This is a genomic window from Geodermatophilus obscurus DSM 43160 (assembly GCF_000025345.1).
Lineage (GTDB): Bacteria > Actinomycetota > Actinomycetes > Mycobacteriales > Geodermatophilaceae > Geodermatophilus > Geodermatophilus obscurus.
In genome coordinates, this window is sequence record NC_013757.1 from 1,837,887 (window position 1) to 1,863,073 (window position 25,187).

The following is a 25,187-nucleotide window of genomic DNA, read 5'->3' on the forward strand; positions in this document are numbered from 1 at the left end:
CCGGCCGCGGATCGAGGAGACAACCGTGCGCAAGAAGTTGGTCGTCGCCGCCGCAGCCGGCGCTCTCACGCTCACCGGGCTGGCGGTGGCCGTCCCCGCTGTCGCCCAGACCGAGGACACGAACAGCACGTCGACGTCCGTCGTGGACCGGATCAAGGACGCGCTCTCCGGCCTGGTCGACGACGGGTCGATCAGCCAGGAGCAGGCCGACGAAGTGGCCACCACGCTCGGCGATTCCGGCTTCGGCGGCCACTGGGGTCACGGCGGCTGGCACGGTCTGGAGGCCGCCGCCGAGGCCCTGGGCATGACCGAGGACGAGCTGCGCACCGCGCTGCAGGCCGAGGGGGCCACCCTCGCGAAGATCGCCGAGGAGAAGGGCGTCGCAGTGGACACCCTCGTCGACGCCCTGGTCACCGCCCAGCGCGAGGGCATCGCCAAGGCCGTCGAGAGCGGGATGCCCCAGGACGTGGCCGACAAGCGCCTGGCCGACGTGGAGCAGCGGGTGACCGAGTGGGTCAACTCGACGCACGAGGACCGCCCGTGGGGCCACGGTCGCTGGTGGGGCGGCCCAGACAACGACTGACCCCTCGTGCGACAGCGGCGCCGCCCCCGGCCGGGGCGGCGCCGCTCTGCTGTCTGCCCGGGCCGAGGGGGGCTGGACGGCGGCGCCGGGCGGAGGTTAGCCTCGCCTTACCCGTCGAACGGCGGGGAGGACGAGGCGATGGAGGTCCGGGTGGGGCTGCGACTGCCGGTCGGGGACGTGACCGTGCTGCTGGGCCCGGCCGCGGCCCGTCGCCGGGTGATGGCCGCGCTCGACGACGACAGCGGGCGGTGTGCCTCCGGCCACTCCGCCGTCCGGGTGCACCGCGTCGCGGCAACCGCGGACGACGACGTGGACCGGCGCATCGAGGCGATCGAGGCGGTGCGCGAGCAGGGGGCCACCATCGTGCTCGTCGACCGGCTCACCGAGGGGTTGGCCGCCCCCGACCGTCGGGCCGTCCTCGCCGCACTGCGTCCGGTGGCGACCGGTGGCCGCGCCGTCCTGGTGGACGACGACGACCCGGTCGCGGCGCTGGCCGTGGCCGACGGCGCGCTGCGCGCCGACCCGGCCGGTGGGCTGACGGCCGAGTCGGTGGGGGACCTGGGCTACCTGGCCTCGTAACCGGAGGGGCCCGCTGCTCTCAGGCTCGCAGCGGGCCCCTGCAGCGGAGCCGTTCCGTCAGGTCACCTGGCTTCGTAGGTGAGGCAGTCGGCGGCGTCGGTGCCCGGCCCGACGCGCACGCTCGGGGCGTGGCACTCCAGCTTGTCGTTGTGCACGCAGTCGGCGCGGTGGCAGGCGCCGACCATCCCGTTGCGGTCGAGACCGCCGCGGAAGCTGATCTCCACGAAGGTGCCGCAGTGGGCGTGGTCGCCGCCCACCGTGATCGCGCCCGCGTGACAGCTGTGCTCGGCGTTGTACGAGCAGCTGCTGACGGCGCAGTCCTGAACCTGGGGCATGTCCTGGAGAGAGGTCATGCCCCAGGTTGGCAGGTCCCCGGGTACCCCGCCAGCAAGCTGAGGCTCCCCTAACGCCCAGGTCAGCGACCTGTGAGCGGAACTGGAACGGGCGCATCGCACAGCGATCCCACAGCCGCTCCACCGCCGTCTCCGAGCCGTCGCGGGGACCATGGGAGTGCAGACAGAGGAGGTGACGGCACGTGGTGGTGCAGACCGGCCCGGCCGCCACAGGGGCCGAACGGGCCTCGGGTGGTGCGGCTCCGCACGGCGTCCTGGTGGTCGTCGGCGGGCTCCCGGGCAGTGGCAAGACGACGCTGCTGCGCCGGCTGGTGGCCGAGCGGGCGCCCGAGGTCGTCGGCCTGGACTCCGAGGACGTCGCCGCACGGGTGCAGGCGGCGGGCGTGCGCGTCCCGTACCGCCTGATCCGGCCGCTGGTGCACGCCTGGCACCGGGTCCGGGTGCTCCGCGTCGTCTCCGGGCCCGCGCCGGTCGTCGTCCTCACCGACCCCTGGACCCGGCCGTGGTGGCGGTCCGCCGTGCTGCGCGCCGCGCGGCGCGCCGGGCGCTCGGTGCGGCTGGTGCTGCTCGACGCGTCACGGGAGCTCGCCGAGAGCGGGCAGGCCGCCCGCGGGCGGTCCGTCCCGGCGCGGTCGATGCGCCGGCACGCCAGCCGCTGGGACTCCCTGCTGCAGACCGTCGCGGAGCCGGCCGGAGGAGCCGGGACGGACCCGGTGACCGTCGTGGACCGGGTGCGGGCCGACCGCCTCACCCTCGCCGACGTCCTCGGCAGGCCGGCGGCCTGAGGCCTTCCCGGGCCGGCGGCGGGGGAGCGGCGTCCAGCCAGCCGACGACGAGGACGTGCGGCAACGTCAGCGCGGCCAGCAGCGGCAGGTCGGTGGCCACGAGGGCACGCCACCCGCCGGCGGCCGACCACAGCAGCCACAGCACGCCGAGGACGGCGGCCGTCGGCAGCGCGGCCCGGACCGCAAAGCGGCGCAGCGGCCGGCCGATCCGGCCGGCGGCCAGGTCGGCGGTGCTGCCGGGGTCCTCGGCGACCACGCGGGCCACGTGCCGCACGGAGTGCCAGCACCCGAAGTAGACGCCGAAGGCGGCCAGCGGCGGGACGACGAGCACCAGGACGACGAGACCGGCCAGTTCGACCGCCTCCAGGCGGTGCCGCCGCCGCACCAGCTCCACCGCCAGGAGCGCCGCGGCCGGCAGCACGGCCGCGAGCACCGCCGTCCGCACGCCCGGCGGGAGCGTCCCGTCGGAGCCGGGGACGACGGCCGCGACGACCGCCGCCGTCTCGGCCGTTCCACGGGCCAGGGGCACGAGCAGCACGACGGCGCCGACCACGAGCGCCGCGGTCGCCCGGCGCCGCACCGGGCGGCCGGCGCGCAGGTCGGCGAAGGCGGTCTCCCCGGTGCCGAAGTGCCATGCGGAGACGACGACGAAGACCAGCAGCGCGGGGCCCGGCCACGCGCGGAAGGCCAGCCACGCCCCGGCGGCCAGCGCGGCGTAACCGGCGGCGAAGACGGCCACCCGGGACAGCGGCCAGCGCAGCCGTGTGGCGGGCACCAGGTGGTCGACCGCACCGTGCGGCAGGCCGAGCAGCAGGCCGGCGACGAGCACGACCCACGCGGCGTCGCCCCACCCGCCGGGGACGGCGAGCTCGACGACGAGGACGGCGACCACCGCCGCGCCCGAGACCGCCGTCGCGGCCCGGGCCGGGGCGGCGAGGGGCGTCACCGACCGCTCTCCAGCGGCGAACAGCGCCACTCGTTGCTCCAGGGGTCGGGGGACCGCAGCACCACGCCGTCGGTGCGCGTTCCGCGGGGGAGGACGCCGCAGGGCCCTGGTGCGGCGGCCGTCCGTCGCCCGGGGAGGTTCTGGCCGGCCTCCGCCGCCGAGGGCGGTCGTTCCGTCGAGCCGGACCGGCCCGTACCCGAGCAGGTCGGGCGCAACCACCTCGACGGGCCGGGTGGTGCCGGAAGGCGCTGGGTAGAGGCGCGGCCGTGGAAGAGCTGCTCGTGGAGGCGCTGGGCGTCCTCGTCCTCGTCCCCGTCGTGGAGGCGTGCGGCGCCGCGGTGATCGTCGTCGGAGCGCTGTGGGCGTTCGTCCGCTTCGTCGTCGTCGGCCTGCGCGAGCGGGACGCCCGCTCCTTCGTCCCCGTCCGGCTCACCCTGGGCCGCTTCCTCGCGCTGGGCCTGGAGTTCCAGCTGGCCAGCGACGTGCTGCGGACGGCGGTGGCCCCCAGCTTCCGCGAGCTCGGCCAGCTCGCCGCGGTGGCGGCGATCCGGACGGCGCTGAACTACTTCCTCGCCAAGGAGATCGCCGAGGAACGGCGCCAGCTCGCGGAGGAGCGGGCCGACGAGGGCACCGGGACACGGCAGGGGCGGGCCACGTGACCGCCGCGCTGCAGGAGGTCGCCGGGACGCTGGCGCTGCTGGTGACCGCGGCGGCGCTGCTGGCCGGCCTGGTGGCGCTGGCCGCGACCCGCCGTCCCGCTGCGGCGCTGCCGGTGTTCCTCGACCTGCTCGTCGCGGCCGGCCTGCTGCGGCTGGCCGGCGAACCGAGCTGGCAGGCGCTCGCCACCGCCGCGTCGATCATCCTGCTGCGCCGGCTCATCGGGTTCGGCCTGCGCACCGGCGGGCGGACCCTGGCCTCGACGCGGCCGGACCACCCGGCTCGGGTGCCGGACCTGCGCCGGCTGCTGCGCCCGGCCTGGCGCGCCTGAGCTCGGTTCCGATCGGCGCCGTTCCGCTACTCACAGCGAGGGCGCGCCTGGGGAGCGTTGACGGCCGGGGACCGCGCCCGGTTGGTTCCTGGAACCGGGTGTCGAACAGAGATGCCCCGGGTCAGGGGGAGCGCGGTATGCCGGCGTGGACGGTGCAGATCAGGGAGGACACGGACGAGCGGGTGGAGGCCGGGATGATGGCCACCGACGCAGGGGCGCTCATCGCGTTCTCGGAGGAGGGGCTGGTGCTGCGCGCCTGGGCCCCGGGGCAGTGGCGGACCGTGCGCCGCCTCGAGGAGGCCGAGGGGCTGCGCAGCGGCGAGGCCGGCGCCCGGCACGACGTCCTGAGCTGGCTCCCTCGCGGTTGAGGTCGCCCCGTCGGGCGTCCTGGATCGGGGTCGGACGCCGGCGGGGGTGTCCAGTCCGGTGTGCAGCTCGACGTGGTCCTCGCCGTCGCGCTCGGCCGTGTACACGGCGGTGTCGGCACGGTGCAGCAGCGTCTCGGGGGTGTCCCCGGGGACGGCGAGCGTGCCGCCGGTGCTGGCGGTGACTGACGGCCTCGAAGCCGTCGAGGTCGACGGAGAGCACCGCGGCCGACATCGCAATACAGGCCGACCTGTTCCGGCGCACGAAGTGTGAGCTCGACGAGTTGCAGTCCTTCCACCTCGGGCAGCCGATCGAGCAGATCGAGCCGGACTCCGACCGGTGCTTCCCCGCGCAGGGGCCCCTCGCGTACGGCTTCGTCGACCACGTCGTCAGCCGGGCCGCGACCCTGCCCGGGGGGCGGGCGCGTTCGGCGGGGCCTGAGGGAGGAGGCGGACGTAGGGTCGCCGCCGTGGTGCCTCCCGTCGTCGACCCGTCCTGGCTGCGCGCGCACCGCTCCGAGGTCGTGCTGGCCGACGTGCGCTGGTACCTCGACGGCCGGTCCGGTCGGGCCGCCTACGACGCCGGGCACCTGCCGGGCGCGGTCTTCGTGGACCTCGACCGGTGGCTGGCCGCGCCCGCCGACCCCGGCGCCGGACGCCACCCGCTGCCCGAGCCGGAGATCTTCGCCGAGGGCATGGCCGGGCTCGGCATCGGCGACCTCGACACCGTGGTGGCCTACGACGACGCCGGCGGGGTCGTCGCGGCCCGCCTCGTCTGGATGCTGCGCGCGACCGGGCACGAGGCGGCCCTGCTCGACGGCGGGGTGGCCGCCTGGGACGGTCCGCTGGAGCAGGCCGCGCCCGAACCGGTGCCGGCGGTGTTCACCGCTCGCCCGTGGCCGGCCGAGCGGCTGGCGGGGGTCGAGGACGTCCTCGACCCGGCGGCGGTGGTGATCGACGCCCGCGATCCCGACCGGTACCGCGGCGACCGGGAGCCGGTCGACCCGCGGGCCGGGCACGTGCCCGGGGCGGTCAACGTGCCGGCCCGGGCCAACCTGGACGGCAGCGGCCGCTTCCGCCCCGTCGAGGAGCTGCGCCGGACGTTCGCCGCGGCCGGGGTGACCGCCGACAGCGACGTGGTGTCCTACTGCGGCTCCGGCGTCACGGCCTGCCACGACCTGCTCGCCCTGGAGCTGGCCGGGCTGCCGCAGGGGCGGCTCTACGCCGGGTCGTGGTCGCAGTACAGCGCCGACCCGGAACGGCCGATGGCAGTGGGGGACCGGCCGTCCTGACCGGGGCCGGTCACGGCCGGGCGGCGAGCGTGGCCTCCGTGCGCGGCTGCGGCACGGGCACCGCAGCGGCCGGCTGCTGGACCGCGGCGGGCTGGGGGCGGCCGAACAGGTAGCCCTGGGCGTGCGAGCAGGCCAGCCGGCCGAGGACGGCGTGCTGCTCCTCGGTCTCCACGCCCTCCGCGACCACCTCGAGGTGCAGGCTGCGGGCGAGCTCGATGATCGAGGCCACCAGCGTCGTCGACCGGCCACCCGTGCCGAGGTCCTGCACGAAGCTCCGGTCGATCTTCACGACGTCCGCGGGCAGCCGGCGCAGGTAGGACAGGCTCGAGTAGCCGGTGCCGAAGTCGTCGATGGCGATGCGGACGCCGAGCAGGCGCAGGGCCCGCAGGGTGTCGACCACCGCCTCCACGTCGTCGATGAGCACGCCCTCGGTGACCTCGAGGGTGAGCTGGCCGGCGGGCAGGCCGCTGGCGTCCAGCGCCGCGCGCACGGCCGCGGCCACGTCGTCGTCGAGCAGCTGGCGGGGGGAGAGGTTGACCGCGACGTCGATCGGCCGGCCGGCCTGCCGCGACCACTGCGCGGCCTGGCGGGTCGCCTCGGTGAGCACCCACCGGCCGATCTCGACGATCGCGCCGCTCTCCTCGGCCAGCGGGATGAACTCCAGGGGCGGGACGAGCCCGCGGGTGGGGTGCTGCCAGCGCAGCAGCGCCTCGTAGCCGGTGGTCACGCCCTCGCTCAGCTCGACGGTCGGCTGGTAGTGGACGGCGAACTGACCCTCGGCGACGGCGGAGTCGAGGTCGGTGATCAGCTCGGCCTTGGTCTGGGCGGCCCGCTCCATGCCCTCGGCGTAGACGACCACGCGGTTCTTGCCCGAGGACTTGGCCAGGTACATCGCCAGGTCGGCGTTGCGCAGCAGCGTGCCCGCGGAGTGGTCCCCCACGGAGGTGGAGTCGGCGACGCCGATGCTCACCCGCACGTGGAGCGCCCGGCCGTCGACGACGACCGGGTCGGCCAGGGCGGCCAGCACCCGCTCGCCGACCTCCGCGGCGATGCGGGCCGATCCGGCGACCACGACGGCGAACTCGTCGCCGCCGAGCCGGGCCACCTGGTCCACCGAGCGCACGCAGCCCTGGATCCGCCGGCCGACGGTGCTCAGCAGCTGGTCACCGACGGCGTGCCCGCGGGAGTCGTTGACGTCCTTGAAGTCGTCGAGGTCGAGGAGCAGCACGCTGGTGGGGTCCGGGCGCTGGGCCAGCATCCGGGCTGTCGTCTCCAGCAGCAGGGTGCGGTTGGCCAGGCCGGTGAGCGGGTCGCGCAGCCCCTGCTGCTCGTTGAGCCGCCAGGCGGCGAGGTGGGCCAGGCTCGCGGCCATCACGAACGCCCCGTGCACGAGGGTGCACGTCCACGGCGAGGGCTGTGCGTCGGCGTGCCCGACCACCGCGGGCGGGAACAGCGTGCCGACGACGCCGTGGTGGCCGAGGACGACGGCCAGGGCCATCCCGAACGGCACCCAGTTCTGGTACAGCGCCGCGAGCCCGATCATGACGAAGAAGTGGAAGTGCGCCTCGGTGAGGCCCCCCATCAGGTGGACCAGGACCACCGAGGCCGTGAGCAGGGACGCCGTGGCCGCCGCCGAGCGCAGCCCGCGGCCGGCCCGGGGCAGCACGGTGGACACCAGCGGGGAGGCGACCGCGAGTGCGAGCAGCAGGGCGGTCGGGGACGACCGGCCGAGCAGCAGCGCCATGGCACCCAGGCCGACCGCCTGCGCGGCGGCCACCCGGAGGACGGCCCGGTGACGCCGGTTCCAGACCTCCTCGGGCAGGTGCCTGCCCTGGGGCAGAGCAGCGACGAGCCGCTCGTGCAGTGCGGTGACCATGCAGCTGTCCTCGGCCGGGCACCCGGGGTCCTCCAGCGCCGTCCGGCCGGCCTCACCCCTCCGGGGGAACCGCTGCCCCGAGCGTCCCGACTGGCCGCCGGCCGGCGGGTCGGTCAGGGTCGGGGGACGCCGGGAGCCAGTCCGGTGGACGGACGGCGGTCGCCCCGCCACCCGCGAGCGCGAGGAGGTCCTGCGATGCGGGCCATGGTCTACCGGGGTCCCTACAAGGTGCGGGTCGAGGAGAAGGACGTCCCCGCCATCGAGCACCCCAACGACGCGATCGTGCGGGTCACGCTGGCCGCGATCTGCGGCTCGGACCTGCACCTGTACCACGGCCTCATGCCGGACACCCGGATCGGGCACACCTTCGGCCACGAGTTCATCGGCGTCGTGGAGCAGGTCGGGTCCTCGGTCCAGAGCCTGCAGGTCGGCGACCGGGTGATGGTGCCCTTCAACATCTTCTGCGGCTCCTGCTGGTACTGCGCCCGGGGCCTGTACTCCAACTGCCACAACGTCAACCCGAACGCCACCGCGGTCGGCGGCATCTACGGCTACTCGCACACCACCGGCGGCTACGACGGCGGTCAGTCGCAGTACGTCCGCGTCCCGTTCGCCGACGTCGGCCCGGTGCGGATCCCCGACTGGATGCACGACGAGGACGCCGTCCTGCTGACCGACGCGGCGGCGACCGGGTACTTCGGCGCACAGCTGGGCGACATCGCCGAGGGCGACACGGTCGTCGTCCTCGGTGCCGGGCCGGTCGGGCTGATCGCCGCCCAGTCCTCGTGGCTGATGGGCGCGGGCCGGGTGATCGTCGTCGACCACCTGCAGGAGCGGTTGGAGAAGGCGCGGACGATGGCCTACGCCGAGACCCTGGACTACGACGAGTACGACGACGTCGTGGTCGAGCTGAAGAAGCAGACCGACTACCTCGGCGCCGACGTCGTCATCGAGGCGGCGGGCGCGGAGGCCGACGGGAACTTCCTGCAGCAGGTGACCGGGACCAAGCTCAAGCTGCAGGGCGGCTCCCCGGTCGCGCTGAACTGGGCGATCGACGGGGTGCGCAAGGGCGGCACCATCTCCGTCGTCGGCGCCTACGGGCCGATCCCCAACGCGGTGAAGTTCGGCGACGCGCTCAACAAGGGGCTCACCCTGCGGATGAACCAGACGCCGGTGAAGCGCCAGTGGCCGCGGATGTTCGAGCACGTGCGCAACGGCCACCTGACGCCGCGGGCGATGGTCACCCACCGGTTCCCGCTGGAGCACATCGCCGAGGCCTACCACGTGTTCTCCGCCAAGCTCGACGGCTGCATCAAGCCGCTGGTCCTGCCCGACGCCGCCTGAGGGAGGAGCGATCATGACCGACCCCGACATCCCGAGCGCCTACGTCCGGGACAAGCGCACGCCGCCGCCGTCCCGCGAGGAGCTGCGGGCCCGGATCCCCGGCTGGGGCGCCGACCTCGACCCGGCGGACCGTCCCTCGTACCCGAAGCTGCAGTACCCGGCGGACACGGGTGCGCACTGGGACTTCCCGGAGCGGCAGCCGGAGAAGGAGCCGCGGGAACGGTCGATCGAGCACGCCTTCGTCACCCCGGTCTTCGGCACCGCGCAGCCGCCGAAGGGACTGTCCGGGGCCATCCGGAAGCTGGCCTACCGCCGCTTCAGCGAGGGCCGGCTGGCGCACTGGCTGCTGTTGATCGTCGGCGACCGGGTCGACGCCTGGGGCAGCCACCTGCGCTCGTTCGCCACGCTGCACCCGGACAACCCGGTGACCGAGACCGGCGTGAAGGCCGAGCTGACCCACGGCGGGCTGCGCTCGCGCCGCGGGCGCTCCGACGCCCGGCACCACGTCCTCGACCCGGTGATCGTGGCCGGGCCGTGGGTGGCCGGCGCCGCGGTGACGTACACCGGCGTCCGCCGGCTGATGCGTGCACTGCGCCGCTGACCGGGAGGACGCGGACGGATCGGTGCCGCTGCCCATCGACGTGCTCCGTCCGCGGCGGTGGAATGGGAGGGCACGGCCTGCTCGGCCCTGTCCCACGCAGAGGGGACGCCGCTCATGACGCCCATCGGGGTGCCGAGACCCCGCAGAGGGCACGAGACGGTGCGCACCGTGTCCCCGCGCCCGACGGACCGCGTGTTCAGCGCCGGCCCGGCGGTCATCGGACACCGGGGCCTGGGCTGCGGGGTCGTCCGCGGCCACCGTGAGAACACCCTGGGGTCGTTCACGGCGGCGGCCGCGCTGGGGGCGACCTGGGTGGAGGCCGACGTCCGGCGGACGGCGGACGACGTCCTGGTGGTGGGGCACGACGAGGTGTACCCGGACGGCACCCGCGTGGCCGACGTCAGCGCGGCGGAGGCCGACCGGCGCGGCACGCTCCGGCTGCACACGCTGGTCGAGCAGCTGCCCCTCGAGGTCGGGCTGGACGTGGACCTCAAGCCCGCGATCGACGACAGCCTGCGACCGCCGTCGCGCACCACCGCGGCCCTGCTCGCGCCCGTCGTGGCCGCCGAGGCGCGTCGCCGCCCGCTGCTGGTCACGTCGTTCGACCCGGCGGCGCTGCACCGGCTGCGCTGCCTGGAGCCCTCGCTGCCGCTGGGCTGGCTCACCTGGCACTGCTTCCCCCTGGACGTCGCGGTCGCCGCCTGCGCGCACATGGACGTCGACGTCCTCGTGCTGCACGTGGGATCGCTCGCGGACCGTGGCTCGGAGGCGGTCGACCCGGCAACCGTTGCCGGGGCGCTGCCGTTCGTCCACGGCGCCGATCGGCAGCTCGTGGTGTGGTGCCCCGCGCCGGCCTCGGCCGGCGTGCTGCTCGAGGCAGGCGCCGACGCGGTGGTGGTGGACGAGGTTCCGACAGTCCTGGAACTCCTCGGACCTCAGCACGTCCGTACGAGCGCCGGGTCGACGGTCGGTGCCGGGAAGTAACGGCTGCGGGCGCACTGAGGCCAGCGAACTCCCATGCGTCGTCCAGTTTCTGCACGGAGGCGAGTCCTACCGTCGCTGTCAGTGATGACAACAACCCCGGGAGACCCCGTGCAGCACCCGCCACAGGACCGGACGCCCACCTACGAGGGGCGGTCACTGCCTCGACCCGACGAGGAACTGGTCGACCAGGGGCTCGGCTTCGACGTCGGCACCCTGCTCAGCCGCCGCCGGCTGCTGGTCCTCGGCCTGGGTGCGGCATCGGTGGGGCTGGCGGCCTGCGGCGGGGGCGGCTCGACGAGTTCGTCGGCGTCGTCGTCCTCTGCCGCGTCCTCGGCGTACGAGATCCCCGACGAGACCGCGGGCCCGTATCCGGGCGACGGCTCCAACGGGCCGGACGTGCTGGAGCAGATCGGCATCGTGCGCAGCGACATCCGCTCCAGCTTCGGGGAGTTCAGCGGCACCGCCGAGGGCGTGCCGATGACGCTGGAGCTGACCATCGCCGACCTCGCGGACGGCGGGGTGCCCTTCGAAGGCGTCGCCGTCTACGTCTGGCACTGCACCCGCGAGGGCGGCTACTCGCTGTACTCCTCGGGCATCGAGGACCAGAACTACCTGCGGGGCGTGCAGGTCGCCGACGCCGACGGCCTGGTCCGCTTCACGAGCGTCTTCCCGGCCTGCTACGACGGGCGCTGGCCGCACGTCCACTTCGAGGTCTACCCGGACCAGGCCGCCATCACCGACTCCGCGAACGCCATCGCCACCTCGCAGGTCGCGCTGCCGCAGGACGCCTGCGAGGCGGTCTACGCGACTGCGGGTTACGAGGCGTCGGTGGCCGACCTGTCGCGGGTCAGCCTGTCCAGCGACAACGTGTTCGGGGACGACGGCGGCGCCGGCCAGCTGGCCACCGTGACCGGCGATGTCACCGGCGGCTACACCGTGCGTCTGGCGGTCGGCGTCGACACCGGCACGACGCCGACCGGCGGTGGACTGGGCGGTGACGGCGCGCCCTCCGGCGTCCCCGGCGGGGGTCCTGGCGGCACCCCGCCGACCGGCGCACCACCCGCCCGGCCGAGCGACTGACGCGGCGGTCGGCCGACGTCCGCACCCGTGACCGGTCTTGCGTGTCCTGTCCCGGACGCCGGGGCAAGCTGCCGTGCGTACCTCCCCCGCTCGAGCCGAGAGGACCCCATGCCCAGCCCCGTCAGCCGCCTCCTGCCCGCCCTCTTCCGCCTGCTCGGCGCCCGGCGGGAGTTCGCCGAGCCGGAGGCCATGCTGCGCGGCGTCCAGGACCGCATGGTGCGCCCCGTCCCGTACGGGCCACCGCGGGGACTGCGCTCGGTCGAGATCGAGGTCGACGTCCACCACGACACCGGCTGGCCGGTCTACCGCGTCCTGCCGCGTCGCCGCACGCCGACCCGTGCCGCCGTCTACGTGCACGGCGGCGCCTGGGTCAACCAGATCCACCCGCTGCACTGGCGGCTCGTCGCCGGGCTGGCCGCCCGCAGCGGCACCGCGGTCACCGTCCCGATCTACCCGCTGGCGCCCGTCGGCACCGCGGCGACCGTCGTGCCCTCCGTCGCCGACCTGGTGGCCGCGCTCGTCGACCGGTACGGCGCCGGGCAGGTCGCCGTCCTGGGTGACTCGGCCGGCGGGCAGATCGCGCTGTCCGCGGCGCTGCTCCGCCGCGACCGGGGCGAACCGCCGCTGCACCGGACGGTGCTCATCTCACCCGCGCTGGACCTGACCCTGGCCAACCCCGAGATCGACCTCGTCGAGCCGCACGACCCGTGGCTCGCCCGGCCCGGCACCCGGGCGGCGATCGAGCTCTGGCGTGGCGACCTGCCGATCAAGGACCCGTTGGTCAGCCCGCTGTTCGGGGATCTGGCCGGGCTCGGTCCGCTGACCGTCTTCAGTGGCACCCGGGACATCACCAGCCCGGACACCAGGCTGCTCGTCAGCCGCGCCCGTGCGGCCGGTGTGCAGGTCGACCACCACGAGGAGGCGGGCCTCGTCCACGTGCACGCCCTGCTGCCGGTGCCCGAAGGGCGGCGGGCGCGGCGGCTCATGGCCTCGCTCCTCGACAGCTGACGCCGTCGAACAGGTCGTCCCCGTCGCCGACCGACCCTGCGCTCGTCCCCGGGCGTGTCGATGAGGCGACAGCGACCGCCCCGCTGCGGGATGGTGGGCAGGGTCGAGGGGGGAACCACGGTGAAGACGGTCGCGATCGCGTGTCAGGGCGGCGGCAGCCACACGGCGTTCACCGGCGGTGTGCTGCAGCGCCTGCTGGCCGACGAGGACCACCGGGTCGTGGCGCTGTCCGGCACCTCCGGTGGCGCGGTCTGCGCCCTGCTGGCTTGGTACGGCCTGCTGACCGGCGGCGCAGCGGAGGCCGGCCGGCTGCTGGAGCGCTTCTGGAAGGCCAACGCGGCCACCACGCTGAGCGGGAAGCTGGCCAACGCCTGGCTGGTCGGTCTGGCCCGGCTGGAGGGGCGGGTGACGCTCCCGACGGTGAGCCCCTACCTCTACCCGGACCTCGCCGGTCCCGCCTTCACCGACCTGCTGACCCGCCACGTCGACGTCGACCGGCTGGCCCGGCTGCAGGAGTCCCCGCCGGAGGACCAGCCGCTGCTGCTCGTCGGCGCCGTCGACGTCCTCAGCGGCGACTTCAAGGCCTTCTCCAGCCGGCGACAGGAGATCACCGTGGACGCCGTGCTGGCCTCGGCCGCCGTCCCGCTGCTCTTCCGCGCCGTCGAGGTGGGGGGCCGGCGCTACTGGGACGGGCTGTTCAGCCAGAACCCGCCGGTGCGCCAGTTGCCCGACGCCGGCCCGGACGAGATCTGGGTCATCCGGATCAACCCGCGTGCCCGGGCCACGGAGCCGAAGACGGTGGGCGACATCGCGGACCGGCGCAACGAGCTGGCCGGCAACCTCTCCCTGGAGCAGGAGCTGCACGCCATCCGCAAGGTCAACGGGTGGGTGGACCGTCTCGGCGACCCGTACCGGCGCATCGAGATCCGTGAGATCGACCTCGACCTCGACCTGGACCTGCCCAGCAAGCTGGACCGCAGGCCCGCGTTCCTCCGCCGGCTCTTCGACGAGGGGCGAGAGCAGGCGGACGCCTTCCTGGCCGGGCTGCCCGGCTGACTGCTGGCCGGCGCGCGGTCACGGTGGCACGGGGTCCGTGACGATCACCCGTTCGGCCACGGTCGGTCCGGTGACCGGAGCGCGTCTCGGCGTCACGGCCGGCAGGGTGGTCGCCATCTGTTCGGCCTCCCGTGCGTGCCGACGTGCTGGTGGGGCCGCGCCTGGACGCGGCCGTGCCCACGACTCCCGGCGGACCCGGCTCGAACGCAAGCGTCGACGTAGGGCCCCGGGGGTGTCGGGGCTCGTTGCCCGGCCCGGTCTGCGGGGTCCCCCGTTGATCCCCTCACTCGTACTCAAGCCCTCAGCCGCGGCCGGTCCCAGGGTCCTGGGGCCCGGCGGATCCCGGAGCTACTGGACCAGGCGCAGCATCGGCGCTCCGGGGGCGCTACCGGCGGCTGCTGCCGACCCTCCGGGGAGGACGGCGAGCGCTGGACGGACGCTGACCAGGCGCCGTCCACCGAGCCTGGCCCGGAGTGATGCGTTCGGGTAGCCGGCGGGCAGCCGGTGGCACTCGTCGTGGGCGTGTGGCGACGTCACGGCAGCAGTGGGGCGCTGCGCCAGGTGGAGGTAGGTGATGCTGTCCGCGGGGTCGTACGTCCTCACCTCGTCCTCGCCTCCCCCCGGACCCGCGGGTGCGGCGGCCGCGGTCTGCGGTGGCGACACCGGCGGTGCGAGCCGGACAGGCACAGCGTGGCAGTGGGGTACGACAGGAAGCCGACCCGGTACGAGCCCGCCCGCCGGGCACCTGCGAGCAGCGCCCAGGGCCGCGTCGGTGGGATCGGTGGAGCCCCAGGCCGTGGAGCCGGCCGGCGTCAGGCCGGACGGTCGTGGTCAGCGGGCGGCCAGCGCGGCACCCATCTGCTCGACGACCTCGGTCAGCACCGCCCGGGGAGTGGCAGCGTTCAGCCGGACCGCGCCCTCGCCGGCGGCGCCGCACAGCGACCCGTCGGTCAGGGCCACCCCGGCCCGCTCGAGGAAGAACGCGCCAGGCTGGGCCAGGCCGAGCTCCCGGCAGTCCAGCCAGGCCAGGTAGGTGCCCTCCGGCGGGGTGTACCGGACGCCGGGCAGGTGCTCGGCGACCAGCTCGGCCAGCAGCCGGCGGTTGCCGTCCAGGTAGGCCAGGACGTCGTCCAGCCAGCCGGCGCCGGCGGTGTAGGCGGCGGTGTTGGCGACGACGCCCAAGGTCGAGGCGCCGTGCTCGGCGTGCAGCCCCACCCGGGCCCAGTGCTCGGCGTCGGCGGAGTTCGACAGCACCAGCTGCGCGCACTTCAGCCCCGGCAGGTTCCACGCCTTGGACGCCGAGGTCGCGCTGACCGCGTGCCCGGCCGGGACCTCGCCCAGGGAGGCGTAGGGCCCGTGCCGGTGTCCCTCGTACACCAGCGGCGCGTGGATCTCGTCGGAGAACACCCGCCCGCCGTGCCGGTCCACCACCTCGGCGACCGCCGTCATCTCCGCAGGCTCCAGCACCCGCCCGATCGGGTTGTGCGGGTTGCACAGCACCAGCAGGTGCCCGCCGGCCCGGAACGCGGCGTCCAGCGCGTCGAGGTCGTAGACGTACCGGTCCCCGTCCCGCGCCATCGGCACCTGGATGACCTCGCGGCCCAGCGCCGGCGGCAGGGTGAGGAAGGGCATGTAGGCCGGCGTCGGCAGGAGGACCGGGCTGCCCGGCCGGGAGAAGTGCTCGATCGCGGCGGCCAGGCCGGCCAGGACGTCGGCCACCGGCCGCACCTGCTCCGGCGCCACCGCCCAGCCGTACCGGTGGGCCGACCACGCCGCGTACGCCTCCGACATGCCCTGCAGCAGCGCCGGCGGCAGGTAGCCGAAGGCCGCGGCGTCCACCGCCGCGTGCAGCGCCTCGGTGACCGCCGGCGCCGTACCGAAGTCCATCTCCGCGACGAACGACCCGATCGCCTCGGGGTACAGCGACCACTTCAGGCTGCCGCGGCGGCGCAGCTCCTCGACGGACAGGTCGTCGAACACGGGGTCAGGCACGGCCGGCCCGGGCGAGCAGCTGGGCCAGGTGCAGCCCGTCGCGGCCGGCGAGCTGGTCGAGCTGGGTGCGGCAGGAGAACCCGTCGGCGAGGACGACGGCGTCCGGCCCAGCGGCCCGGACGGCGGGCAGCAGCTGGTGCTCGGCGATCGCCACCGACACCTCGTGGTGCCCGCGTTCGACGCCCCAGTTCCCGGCCAGCCCGCAGCAGCCGCCGACCCGGGTGACCGTGGCGCCGGCGTCGCGCAGCAGCCGCTCGTCGGTCGCCCAGCCCAGGACGGCGTGGTGGTGGCAGTGCGGCTGGGCGACGACCTCCACCCCGGCCAGGGACGGCGGCGTCCAGCCCGGCGTCTCCCGCAGCAGCTCGGCCAGCGTGCGGGTGCCCGCGGCGACCCGTTCGGCGGCCGCCCCGCCGACCAGCTCCAGGGCCTCGTGCCGCAGCACCGCGGTGCACGAGGGCTCCACGCCGACCACCGGGATGCCGTCGTCCACCAGCGGGGCGAGCAGCTCGACGGTGCGGCCCAGGGTGCGGCGGGCGGCGTCCAGCTGGCCGGTGGTGATCCAGGTCAGCCCGCAGCACGCCTCGGCCGGCGGCACCTGCACCCGGTAGCCGGCGTCCTCCAGCACCGCGGCGGTGGCCTCGGCGACCTCGGGCGCGAAGTGGTCGGTGAAGGAGTCCACCCACAGCGCAACTGCTCGCCCACCCGCCCCATGGCCGTTCCCGGCCGGCACCGGCCGGGCGGCCCAGACCTCCCGGAAGGTGCGTGAGGCGAACGCCGGGAGCGAGCGGCGCTGGTCGACACCGGCGCCCCACTTGGCGAGCCGGCCGCCCAGGCGCGACCGCGTGACCGCGTTGGCCAGCCGGGGCGCGCGGGCGGCGACGTCCGCCCAGCGGGGCAGCCACCCCAGCGTGTAGTGCGCGCGGGGGCGCAGCCGGCGGCGGTAGCTCTGGTGCAGCACCTCGGCCTTGTAGGAGGCCATGTCCACGCCGGTCGGGCAGTCGCGCGAGCAGCCCTTGCACGACAGGCACAGGTCCAGGGCCTCGTGCACCTCCGAGGAGCGCCAGTCCCGCACCGGCCCACCCGGCGCGAGCATCTCCTGCAGCACCCGCGCCCGGCCTCGGGTGGTGTCCTTCTCCTCCCGCGTCGCCGGCCACGACGGGCACATCACCCCGCCGCTGGCCTGCAGGTCGGCCCGGCACTTGCCGACGCCGGTGCAGCGGTGCACCGCGGCGGAGAAGTCGCCGCCGTCGTGCCGGTAGGCCAGCGCGAGACCCGTCGTCGTCCGCGGCGCGGCGGCCATCCGGATGTCGTCCTCGACCCGCGCCGGGCGCACCAGGACGCCGGGGTTGAGCACGTCCGTCGGGTCGAACAGGCCCTTGACCCGCTCGAAGAGACCGAGCACGTGCGGGGAGTACATGGACGACAGCAGCTCGCTGCGCGCCCGGCCGTCGCCGTGCTCGCCGGAGACCGACCCGCCGTAGCGGGCGACCAGCGCGGCGGCGTCGGTCACGAAGGCCCGGTACGCCTCGCGGCCGCGGTCCTCGCCGCGCCCGAGCGGGAAGTCGATCCGCACGTGCACGCAGCCGTCGCCGAAGTGGCCGTACGGCACGCCCTGCAGCCCGTGCTGGTCCAGCAGCGCCTCGAACTCGCGCAGGTAGGCGCCGAGCTGCTCGACCGGCACCGCGGCGTCCTCCCAGCCGGCGTGCGCGGGGCGCCCGTCGGAGGTGCGGGCGGCCAGGCCGGCGCCGTCCTCGCGGATCCGCCAGATCGCCGCGGCCTCGGCCACGTCGGTGACGACCAGGGAGTCCAGCGCGCCGGCGTCGCCGAGCACGCCCTTCGCCTTGGCCTCGACCTCGGCGACGCTGTCGCCGGTCAGCTCCACGATCAGCCACCCGTCGCCCCGGGGCAGGTCGGGCACGACCGCCGCGGGGACGTCGCGCAGCCGCTGCACGATCCGCTGGTCGAGCCCCTCGACGGCGGTCGGCTCGTGCGGCAGCAACCCGGGGGTGGCGTCGGCGGCCTCGGCCATCGACCGGTAGCCGAGCACCACGAGGCCGCGGTACGGCGCGTCGGTGACCAGCCGGACGGTCGCGCCCAGCACCACCGCCAGCGTGCCCTCGCTGCCCACGAGCGCACGGGCGACGTCGAAGCCGCGCTCGGGCAGCAGGTGCTCCAGCGAGTAGCCCGACACCTGCCGGCCGAAGCGGCCGAGCTCGGTGCGGATGGCCGCCAGCTCGCCGTCCACCAGGTCCCGCAGCCGGTCGAGCACCCCGCCGGAGGAGGCGCCGTCCGGCCCGAGCCGCAGCCGCTCGCCGGCGCCGGTGACGACGTCGAGGCCGACCACGTTGTCCGACGTCCGGCCGTAGCCCAGGGCGCGCGACCCGCAGGCGTTGTTGCCGATCATCCCGCCGATCGTGCAGCGGTTGTGCGTGCTCGGGTCGGGGCCGAAGCGCAGCCCGTGCGGCCGCGCCGCGGCCTGCAGCGCCGCCTGCACGACGCCGGGGTCGACGGTCGCCGTCCGCGACCCGGGGTCGACCGCGTGCACGCGGGACAGGTACCGGCTGGTGTCGAGGACGACCCCGGGGCCGACCGCGTTGCCGGCGATCGAGGTGCCCGCGCCCCGGGCGGTGAACGGCACACCGAGCTCCCGGCAGACGGCGAGGGTCGCCTCGATCTCGTCGGGGTGCCGCGGGCGCACCACGGCGCGGGGGAGCACCCGGTACAGCGAGCCGTCGGAGGAGTACAGCGACCGGGCCAGCCCGGAGTCGTCGACGTCGCCGACCCCTGCGCGGCGCAGCGCCGCCGTCAGGTCGGTCGCCACGTCCGGTGCCAGCGTCATCAGCGTTCCCTCGTCGGCGTCGGTGCTGGGTCGCCGCGCCGTCCCCGCGGGAGCCGGTGCGCCGCCTCCCTTCTACACCTGCCCGGCCGGCCGGAGGGACGTCGGCCCCGGCCGGACCGGTGACGGCGTGCAGCAGGCCTCGTCCGCCTCGCCCTCAGAAGGACTTCGCGACGTCGCGGGCGACGGCGTCGGCTGCCTGCCGGGCCATGTCCCGGTCCCCGGTCAGCGTCGGGTGGTAGCGGATGTCGCTGATGTCGGTGAGGCCGGTCCAGCGCAACCAGTCGGTGAAGTAGGTGGACTGGAAGTCGCTGCCGAAGTCCGGGCCGAGGTGCGGCCCCCAGACGGCGCTCGTGTAGACGACGGCGACCCGCTTGCGGCGGCCGGCGAGCAGGTGGTCGTAGCCGGTGTCGGGGTCCACCCCGAAGACCCATCCGGGCTGGCTCACCACGTCGATGAATTGCTTGAGGACGTAGGGGATGCCGGCGTTCCACATGGGGACGCTGAACAGCAGCCGGTCCGCCGAGTCGAACCGCTCGAAGACCCGCCGGGCCGCCGCCCACGCCTCGGCCTCGGCCCCCGCCGGTGCGTGCCCGCCGAAGACGGACATCTTCGCCCTGGCGCCGACGGCGAAGTCCGGCAGCGACCCGTCCCACAGGTCCCAGTGCTGGACGAGGTCACCCGGGTGCGTCTCCTCGTACGCACTCGTGAACACCTCTGCGATCCGCAGGGACTCCGAGTCCCCTCCTCGTGGGGACGACGAGATGTGCAGCAACCTGGCCATGGCTCCTCCTCGACCGACCGACGCATCTGTGTGCGTATGCACACAATACTAATCATGTGCGCACGCACACAACCCTCAGGAGGGACGGAGAGTGCGTGCGCACGTTCCCCGTCGTTACGCTCCGGGGGTGGGTGGAGACGCGGATCGGGTGTCGGCCTGGGCCGTCCTGCTCCGGGTCCATGCCGCCGTGGTCCCGAAGCTGGAGCGTGCGTTGGCGGCCGAGGGCATGCCGCTGGCCTGGTACGACGTCCTGCTCGAGCTGAACGCCGCTCCGGACCGCCGGCTGAGGATGAGTGAGCTCGGCGCCCGGGTCGTCCTCAGCCGGGAGCGGGTCAGCCGGGTCGTCGACGAGCTGGAGCACGCGGAGCTGGTCCGGCGCGAGCCCAACCCGGACGACAAGCGCTCGCGCTTCGCCGTCGTCACCGCACAGGGGCGGGCACGGCTGCGCGCCGCCGCCCCCACCTACCTGTCCGGGGTCGAGCGGCACTACACGAGCCACCTCGGGGAGGACGAGATGCGGGTCATCGCGACCGCGCTGGGGCGCGTCCTGGAGGCCGAGGAGGGACGGGGCCTCCCGCGCTGAGCGGGCCTGCCCCGTGGTCCGGTCGGCGCGAGGTCTGCCCTGGCCGGTCGCGGACGCGGTCCCGTCCTCGAGCCGCCCGTGACCGGGTTGACGCACGACGCCTGCCGGGCCAGGGTCGCCTGGCGACGACGGACCCAGCCGGCGACGACCACCGTCGCTGCTCGGCCACTCCCGGCTCTGGGGTCCCACCGAGGAGGGGGAGTCCGTGGAGGTCGACGTGATCGTCGAGGTCCCCAAGGGATCGCGGAACAAGTACGAGTACGACCAGCGGCTCGGCCGGATCCGGCTCGACCGGATGCTCTTCACCGCGACCGGCTATCCGGGCGACTACGGGTTCGTTCCCGAGACGCTGGCCGAGGACGGCGACCCCATCGACGCCCTCCTGCTCCTCGCCGAGCCCACCTTCCCCGGCTGCCTCGTCCGCGCCCGGGTCATCGCCGTGTTCTGGGTGCACGACAAGCGGGGCCCGGACGCCAAGCTGCTGTGCGTCCCCGCGACCGACCCGCGGCAGCTGCACCTGCAGGAGCTGGAGGACGTGGCGATGCACCAGATCGCCGAGATCTGGCACTTCTTCGAGATCTACGAGGCCCTGGCACCCGACAAGTCGGCAGAGACCCGCGGCTGGGAGGGCCGCCGGAAGGCGATCGAGGCGCTGGAGGACGCCCGCCGCAGGTACGTCGACCAGCTCTCCACGGCCACCGGTACCGAGGGCTGAGGGGGGTCAGGTGCGGGCGACCGCTCGTGCCCGGGCGGCGATGTGGGCCGAGGCCGGCCGCGGTTCGATGCCGAGGGTCCGCAGCCCTTCGGCGCCGACCTCCTCGCCGACGTCCATGGACAGCGCGATGCCCAGGATCGAGGCGAGCTCCGGCCGACGCCGGCGCAGGGCCCGGGCGCCGAACGCGAGCGCCCGACGGGGGACGACGATCCGGCGCATGGGCACGCCGAGCGCGTGCTCGAGGGCGTCGACGACCTCGTGCCGGGTCAGCGCCTCCGGTCCACCGAGGTCCAGCTCCCCGGGTGGGTCGTCCATCGTCGCCAGCCGAATGCAGGCCTCGGCGACGTCGTCCTCCGCGACGTACGGCAGCGGTGTGCGGCCGCGACCGTAGATGACGGCCAGCCGCTTCTCCGGCCGGATGCCGGACTCCGGTCCGAGCCACGCCTCCTGGAAGGCGGCCGGGCGCACGATCACCGACCGCATGGACGAGGCCTGCAGCAACCGCTCGGTGGCCCGCTTCGCGGCGAAGAAGGGCACGAGGTCCACCATCGCGGCGGTCATGCCCTGCCCGGAGACGAACACGAACCGCTCGACGCCGGCCGCCTCGGCGGCCCGGACCAGCGCGGCGTTCCCGTCGCGGTCGACCCGCTCGATGGAGACGTCCCTCGCCCCGGCCATGCTGCGTCCCAGGGCGTTGGCAGTGGTGACGACCGTCCGCGCCCCGGCCAGCGCTCGTTCGGGACCGGGTGGGTCGGTGAGGTCCCCGACGCTGAGCTCGGCACCCGAGGCCCGCAGGACGGCGGTGTCGCTGTGCGGCCGGACCAGCGCACGGAACGGGATCCGTCGCTCGGCCAGCCGGACGGCGATCCGGCCGCCCAGGTCGCCGGTCGCGCCGCAGAGGACGATCTCGCTCACGGCTCCTCCCGGTTGGACGAGAACCCAGGGGGACACGGTCGCCGACCGCCGTGGACGCCGCGTCACCTCCGCCGACGGCGAGCCGGCCGCTCGGGCCTCGGGCACCCGGACGGCGCTGTACGGCTGTCGCGGCGACGTCGTCCCCCGTCACCGGACACGAGGTGCCCGCACCCGGTCCGGGGCGCCGCTGCCTCTGCTCAGTGACCCGCCCGGTCGGGAGCGTGATGCCGGGCCGCGTGTCTGCACCGCCACCGGCGACACGCGGGATCGCGAGGGGTCCCGGCACCCAGGTCGTCGATCCTCGGTCGCCATGACGGGCTGGCACGCACTCCTCGGAGCCGAGATCCCGATCGTCACGGCCGTGACCCGGTTGGACTTCCTGAGCCGGCGGGACAGCGCGGCGGCGGTGCAGGGTCCGGATGTCGGACCCTCGTACTCCTGGACCGACCACCTGCGCGGGCAGGTCGAACCGCTGGACCTCGAGGAGTCCCTGGAGCTGCTGCACCTCGGCGTCGGCGTTGCGCGGCGGGCCTACGACGCGCAGCACCGGGGCATCCACGCCGCGCGGCGCGCCGGCGCCTCGTGGGAGCGGATCGGGGCCGTGGTCGGCACCACGGCGCTGACCGCCTGGAACGGCCACCAGCGGTGGATCGAGGAGCAGGTCGAGCTCTTCGAGCTCACCGGACGGGACGGGCTGGACGACGTCGGCGCAGTCGAGGCGCTGGAGCTGGCCGGCGAGCGCCCGGTGGGGCTGGGCCACGTGAGGCAGGTCGCGGCACCCGAGGTGGCGCCCGACTAGGGCCTGTCCTGCGGAGGCGACCGTGCCTCCGGAGCGACAGCGAGTCCGGCCGAGCTGTGCCCCCACGTCACGATCTGGACACGCACAGGTGTGGCGCACCGTGTGACAGGAGTGACTGGCGGGACTCTCGTGCTGCGGCCCACCACGGACGGCGTAGGGGCCAAGCTGAGCGAGAGGTGAGTTCGGCGATGTTCGAACCTGGTCAGTGCTCCGGAGGCAACCACCCGGCCCCGAAGGCCGGTGGGTCCTGCCCCTGCGGGATGGTCACCCGCATCCCCGCCCCCGAGCGGCCCGCTGCTGGGCCTCCGCCCGAGGTCATGACACTGCTCGCGCAGTGCCTCGACGACGGGTCGGTGTCCCTCGACGCGGCGACCGTCGGGCTGCTCCGCGAGCGGGCCGACCGGCTGCTGACCGCGCTCACCACGGCCGGACTGGTGATCAGCGCGGGGTCGGTCGACCGGCTGGCGGCCTGAGCCGTCCGCCGGACCTCGGACGATCGGGCCGGCGGGAGCGGCCCACGGCCGCTCCCGCCAGCCCGGTGACGCGCTGGAACGGCCAGCCTTCAGGGTCCCGCGCCGAGCGGAGCGAGGCGCGGGGGAAGGGTGGTCCTTGTTCAGTCCTCGAGCACCCACACGGCGCTGTCCGGCGGGAGGGCGACCGTGCCGCCGGAGCGGCGGACCGCCGCGGTGGAGGCGAGCAGCACCTGGCCGGGGCACCCGGCGAGCACCGTCTCGCTGCCCATGTTGACCACGCAGCGCACCGCCTCGCCACCGCCGACCGAGCGGATGGTCAGCACGTCGCCGCGGGTGGTCACCGTCGCCGAGCCGGAGGCGAACGCCGGGTGCGCCTTGCGCAGCGCCAGCGCACGGCGGTGCAGGGTCAGCGTCGAGCCGCCCTGCCCCGTCTGCACCGAGACCGCGTAGCGGCCCCAGTCGGCGGGGATCGGCAGCCACGGCTCGGCCGCGCCCTCGGGTGAGAATCCGACGCCCTCGGTGGGGTTCCACGGCATCGGCACGCGGCAGCCGTCGCGGCCGGCGCGGGCACCGCCGCTGCGGTGGAAGATCGGGTCCTTCTTGGCCTCGTCGGGCACGTGCGCCTGCGGCAGGCCCAGCTCGTCGCCGGCGTACAGGTAGGCCGAGCCGGGCAGCGCCAGGGTCAGCAGCGCCGCGGCGCGGGCCCGGGCGGTGCCGACCTCGCCGCCGCCGAAGCGGGTGACCTGCCGCTCCTTGTCGTGGTTGCCCAGCACCCACGACACCGGCGCACCGACCCGGCCGTAGGCGTCCAGCGCACTGGAGATCGCCTCGGCGAACGGCGCGACCGCCCACGGCGACTTCAGCAGCCGGAACGACAGCGACTGGTGCAGCTCGTCGGGACGGGAGTACAGGGCGACCTGCTCGAGGTCGGCCAGGCAGACCTCGCCGACCAGCATCGTGTCGGGGTACTCGTCGCAGATCGACCGCCAGCGGCGCCACACGTCGTGCACCTCGGGCTGGTTCCAGGTCATGGCCTGCTCGGGACCGTGCCCGAAGAGCGTGGGGGAGTAGCTGCCCGGGTTGTCCCGCAGGCCGGCGTCCTTGTAGAGGCCGTAGGCGACGTCGACGCGGAAGCCGCTGACGCCGCGGTCCAGCCAGAAGCGCAGGGTCCGCTCGAAGTCCTCGGCCACGACGGGGTCGCGCCAGTTGAGGTCGGGCTGCTCCGGGGCGAACAGGTGCAGGTACCAGCGCCCGTCCGGGGTGCGCGACCAGGCCGGCCCGCCGAACAGCGACCGCCAATTGTTCGGCGGCTCCTCCGACGCCGGCGCGAAGTGGTACCGCGCGGCCTCGGGGGAGTCCGGGTCGGCCAGGGCCGCCTGGAACCACGGGTGCTGGTCCGAGGTGTGGTTGGGCACGACGTCCAGCACGACCTTCAGCCCCAGCCGGCGGGCGTCGTCCACCAGGGCCTCGAGGTCGGACACGTCGCCGTAGTCGGGGTCGACCGCCCGGTAGTCGACGACGTCGTAGCCGCCGTCCGCGCCACCCGAGGGGTAGTGCGGGTTGATCCACACCGCGCCGACACCGAGCCAGGACAGGTACGGCAGCCGCTGCCGCAGCCCGCGCAGGTCACCGATGCCGTCGCCGTCGCTGTCGGCGAACGAGCGCAGGTACACCTGGTAGACGACCGCGTCCCGCCACCAGGGGGCGGGCGCGGCTGCGGGGGCGACCCGGCGCCGGGGCTGGGTCCTCGCGAGGGAGAGGCGGCGTGCCATGCCGCCACCATCGGCTGATCTGCAGCCGAGGTTGTGCAGCGGATCCCACGAACTGGTGAGGCGGCGCTGGCACAACCCGCCAACGGGCCAGGTCGCCTGTGACGCCCGGTGCGCATGTGCCGGATGGGCGCGCCAGGACGCGCGGGCGGTCGCCTGGTCGCCTGGTCGCGTGCGCGGGCCGCCTGCTGGGTACGGACCGACGCACCGCTGGAGGGAGGACACCGTGGAGCCTGATCCCCGGCCCGGTGAGAACGACGTCGACCGCGACGACGCGCAGGCGCTGACCCGGGCGACCGGCGGCGGCGAGAGCGACGAGCCCGACGCGTCGAGCACCACGGGCACCGGCGACTCCGCTGGGTTCGTCGGGCGGGTTGCCGGTCAGGACGTCGGCTACGCGGAGGAGACCGGGGCCGAGCGCCGGGCCGCCGCCCAGCAGGATGACTGACAGCCCCCGGCCACCCTCCAGGGTCCCGCGCCG

General features: G+C 75.1%; 26 protein-coding genes. 18 read left to right on the plus strand and 8 right to left on the minus strand.

Annotation, left to right across the window (positions count from 1 at the left end; genetic code table 11):
• Positions 1 to 25 precede the first annotated feature (25 nt).
• A complete protein-coding gene (locus GOBS_RS08705) occupies positions 26 to 583 on the plus strand; it encodes a hypothetical protein (protein ID WP_012947918.1) in 558 nt (185 codons plus the stop codon).
• Positions 584 to 721: 138 nt separating this feature from the next.
• A complete protein-coding gene (locus tag GOBS_RS08710) occupies positions 722 to 1,162 on the plus strand; it encodes a hypothetical protein (RefSeq protein ID WP_012947919.1) in 441 nt (146 codons plus the stop codon).
• A 62-nt stretch (positions 1,163 to 1,224) separates the two neighbouring features.
• Here GOBS_RS08710 and GOBS_RS08715 read toward each other — a convergent pair whose 3' ends face one another.
• Positions 1,225 to 1,497 (minus strand): DUF1540 domain-containing protein, encoded by a 273-nt coding sequence (locus GOBS_RS08715; RefSeq protein ID WP_243697680.1) that lies wholly within the window; start codon positions 1,495 to 1,497, stop codon positions 1,225 to 1,227.
• Positions 1,498 to 1,697: 200 nt separating this feature from the next.
• Here GOBS_RS08715 and GOBS_RS08720 point away from each other — a divergent pair, with 200 nt between their 5' ends.
• Positions 1,698 to 2,300, plus strand: coding sequence for an ATP-binding protein (locus GOBS_RS08720; RefSeq protein ID WP_012947921.1), 603 nt, complete (start codon positions 1,698 to 1,700; stop codon positions 2,298 to 2,300).
• Here GOBS_RS08720 and GOBS_RS25335 read toward each other — a convergent pair.
• Positions 2,263 to 3,246, minus strand: coding sequence for a beta-carotene 15,15'-dioxygenase, Brp/Blh family (locus GOBS_RS25335; protein ID WP_166487337.1), 984 nt, complete (start codon positions 3,244 to 3,246; stop codon positions 2,263 to 2,265). The two genes, GOBS_RS08720 and GOBS_RS25335, sit on opposite strands and share 38 nt — an antisense overlap.
• A 266-nt stretch (positions 3,247 to 3,512) precedes the next feature.
• On the opposite strand from GOBS_RS25335, the gene GOBS_RS08730 reads away from it, so the two are divergent.
• The 4 genes from GOBS_RS08730 (at position 3,513) to GOBS_RS08745 (ending at position 5,891) form a co-directional block, all read left to right on the plus strand.
• Positions 3,513 to 3,905, plus strand: a complete 393-nt coding sequence (locus GOBS_RS08730) for a DUF1622 domain-containing protein (RefSeq protein WP_012947923.1) — start codon at positions 3,513 to 3,515, stop codon at positions 3,903 to 3,905.
• A complete protein-coding gene (locus tag GOBS_RS08735; protein ID WP_012947924.1) occupies positions 3,902 to 4,234 on the plus strand; it encodes a DUF1622 domain-containing protein in 333 nt (110 codons plus the stop codon). Before GOBS_RS08730 ends, GOBS_RS08735 begins: the two co-directional genes overlap by 4 nt.
• A 137-nt stretch (positions 4,235 to 4,371) precedes the next feature.
• Positions 4,372 to 4,602: a hypothetical protein gene (locus GOBS_RS26785; protein WP_012947925.1), complete on the plus strand. Its 231-nt coding sequence runs from the start codon at positions 4,372 to 4,374 to the stop codon at positions 4,600 to 4,602.
• A 182-nt stretch (positions 4,603 to 4,784) separates the two neighbouring features.
• Positions 4,785 to 5,891: a sulfurtransferase gene (locus GOBS_RS08745; RefSeq protein WP_081448841.1), complete on the plus strand. Its 1,107-nt coding sequence runs from the start codon at positions 4,785 to 4,787 to the stop codon at positions 5,889 to 5,891.
• Between the two features lie 10 nt (positions 5,892 to 5,901).
• Here GOBS_RS08745 and GOBS_RS08750 read toward each other — a convergent pair whose 3' ends face one another.
• Entirely contained in the window at positions 5,902 to 7,767 is a 1,866-nt protein-coding gene (locus tag GOBS_RS08750; protein WP_012947927.1) for a putative bifunctional diguanylate cyclase/phosphodiesterase, read from the minus strand.
• A 195-nt stretch (positions 7,768 to 7,962) separates the two neighbouring features.
• Between GOBS_RS08750 and GOBS_RS08755 the strand changes: the two genes are divergently transcribed.
• The 6 genes from GOBS_RS08755 (at position 7,963) to GOBS_RS08780 (ending at position 13,840) form a co-directional block, all read left to right on the plus strand.
• Positions 7,963 to 9,111, plus strand: a complete 1,149-nt coding sequence (locus GOBS_RS08755) for a zinc-dependent alcohol dehydrogenase (protein ID WP_012947928.1) — start codon at positions 7,963 to 7,965, stop codon at positions 9,109 to 9,111.
• 13 nt (positions 9,112 to 9,124) lie between these two features.
• Positions 9,125 to 9,712 (plus strand): hypothetical protein, encoded by a 588-nt coding sequence (locus GOBS_RS08760; protein ID WP_012947929.1) that lies wholly within the window; start codon positions 9,125 to 9,127, stop codon positions 9,710 to 9,712.
• Between the two features lie 168 nt (positions 9,713 to 9,880).
• Positions 9,881 to 10,696 carry a glycerophosphodiester phosphodiesterase gene (locus tag GOBS_RS08765; protein ID WP_166487338.1) on the plus strand — a complete coding sequence of 272 codons (816 nt, stop codon included), beginning with the start codon at positions 9,881 to 9,883 and terminating at the stop codon, positions 10,694 to 10,696.
• A 108-nt stretch (positions 10,697 to 10,804) separates the two neighbouring features.
• Positions 10,805 to 11,776, plus strand: coding sequence for an intradiol ring-cleavage dioxygenase (locus GOBS_RS08770; RefSeq protein ID WP_012947931.1), 972 nt, complete (start codon positions 10,805 to 10,807; stop codon positions 11,774 to 11,776).
• A gap of 108 nt (positions 11,777 to 11,884) precedes the next feature.
• Positions 11,885 to 12,784: an alpha/beta hydrolase fold domain-containing protein gene (locus tag GOBS_RS08775; protein WP_012947932.1), complete on the plus strand. Its 900-nt coding sequence runs from the start codon at positions 11,885 to 11,887 to the stop codon at positions 12,782 to 12,784.
• A gap of 120 nt (positions 12,785 to 12,904) precedes the next feature.
• A complete protein-coding gene (locus GOBS_RS08780; protein WP_208104414.1) occupies positions 12,905 to 13,840 on the plus strand; it encodes a patatin-like phospholipase family protein in 936 nt (311 codons plus the stop codon).
• Positions 13,841 to 14,671: 831 nt separating this feature from the next.
• Here the strand turns inward: GOBS_RS08780 and GOBS_RS08790 are convergent.
• From GOBS_RS08790 to GOBS_RS08800, 3 genes are all read right to left on the minus strand, one after another.
• A complete protein-coding gene (locus GOBS_RS08790; protein ID WP_012947936.1) occupies positions 14,672 to 15,832 on the minus strand; it encodes a MalY/PatB family protein in 1,161 nt (386 codons plus the stop codon).
• Positions 15,825 to 18,671 (minus strand): FAD-binding and (Fe-S)-binding domain-containing protein, encoded by a 2,847-nt coding sequence (locus GOBS_RS08795; protein WP_012947937.1) that lies wholly within the window; start codon positions 18,669 to 18,671, stop codon positions 15,825 to 15,827. The genes GOBS_RS08790 and GOBS_RS08795 overlap by 8 nt, the downstream gene beginning before the upstream one ends.
• A gap of 154 nt (positions 18,672 to 18,825) precedes the next feature.
• Entirely contained in the window at positions 18,826 to 19,452 is a 627-nt protein-coding gene (locus tag GOBS_RS08800) for an FMN-dependent NADH-azoreductase (RefSeq protein WP_012947938.1), read from the minus strand.
• A 127-nt stretch (positions 19,453 to 19,579) separates the two neighbouring features.
• On the opposite strand from GOBS_RS08800, the gene GOBS_RS08805 reads away from it, so the two are divergent.
• Positions 19,580 to 20,035, plus strand: a complete 456-nt coding sequence (locus tag GOBS_RS08805; protein ID WP_041241411.1) for a MarR family winged helix-turn-helix transcriptional regulator — start codon at positions 19,580 to 19,582, stop codon at positions 20,033 to 20,035.
• A gap of 205 nt (positions 20,036 to 20,240) precedes the next feature.
• Complete coding sequence (locus GOBS_RS08810) at positions 20,241 to 20,750, plus strand: inorganic diphosphatase (RefSeq protein ID WP_012947940.1); 510 nt, start codon at positions 20,241 to 20,243, stop codon at positions 20,748 to 20,750.
• Positions 20,751 to 20,756: 6 nt separating this feature from the next.
• On the opposite strand, the gene GOBS_RS25340 is transcribed toward GOBS_RS08810, so the two are convergent.
• Positions 20,757 to 21,665 (minus strand): SDR family oxidoreductase, encoded by a 909-nt coding sequence (locus GOBS_RS25340; protein ID WP_012947941.1) that lies wholly within the window; start codon positions 21,663 to 21,665, stop codon positions 20,757 to 20,759.
• 310 nt (positions 21,666 to 21,975) lie between these two features.
• Between GOBS_RS25340 and GOBS_RS26790 the strand changes: the two genes are divergently transcribed.
• Both GOBS_RS26790 and GOBS_RS27270 read left to right on the plus strand, forming a co-directional pair.
• On the plus strand, positions 21,976 to 22,464 hold the full coding sequence (locus GOBS_RS26790) for a hypothetical protein (RefSeq protein WP_012947942.1): 489 nt from the start codon (positions 21,976 to 21,978) through the stop codon (positions 22,462 to 22,464).
• 317 nt (positions 22,465 to 22,781) lie between these two features.
• Positions 22,782 to 22,937 carry a hypothetical protein gene (locus GOBS_RS27270; RefSeq protein ID WP_166487339.1) on the plus strand — a complete coding sequence of 52 codons (156 nt, stop codon included), beginning with the start codon at positions 22,782 to 22,784 and terminating at the stop codon, positions 22,935 to 22,937.
• Between the two features lie 140 nt (positions 22,938 to 23,077).
• Here the strand turns inward: GOBS_RS27270 and GOBS_RS08825 are convergent, their stop codons facing one another.
• Positions 23,078 to 24,709: a glycoside hydrolase family 13 protein gene (locus tag GOBS_RS08825; protein WP_012947944.1), complete on the minus strand. Its 1,632-nt coding sequence runs from the start codon at positions 24,707 to 24,709 to the stop codon at positions 23,078 to 23,080.
• Between the two features lie 223 nt (positions 24,710 to 24,932).
• Here GOBS_RS08825 and GOBS_RS08830 point away from each other — a divergent pair, with 223 nt between their 5' ends.
• Entirely contained in the window at positions 24,933 to 25,154 is a 222-nt protein-coding gene (locus GOBS_RS08830) for a hypothetical protein (RefSeq protein ID WP_012947945.1), read from the plus strand.
• The last annotated feature ends 33 nt before the right edge of the window (positions 25,155 to 25,187 follow it).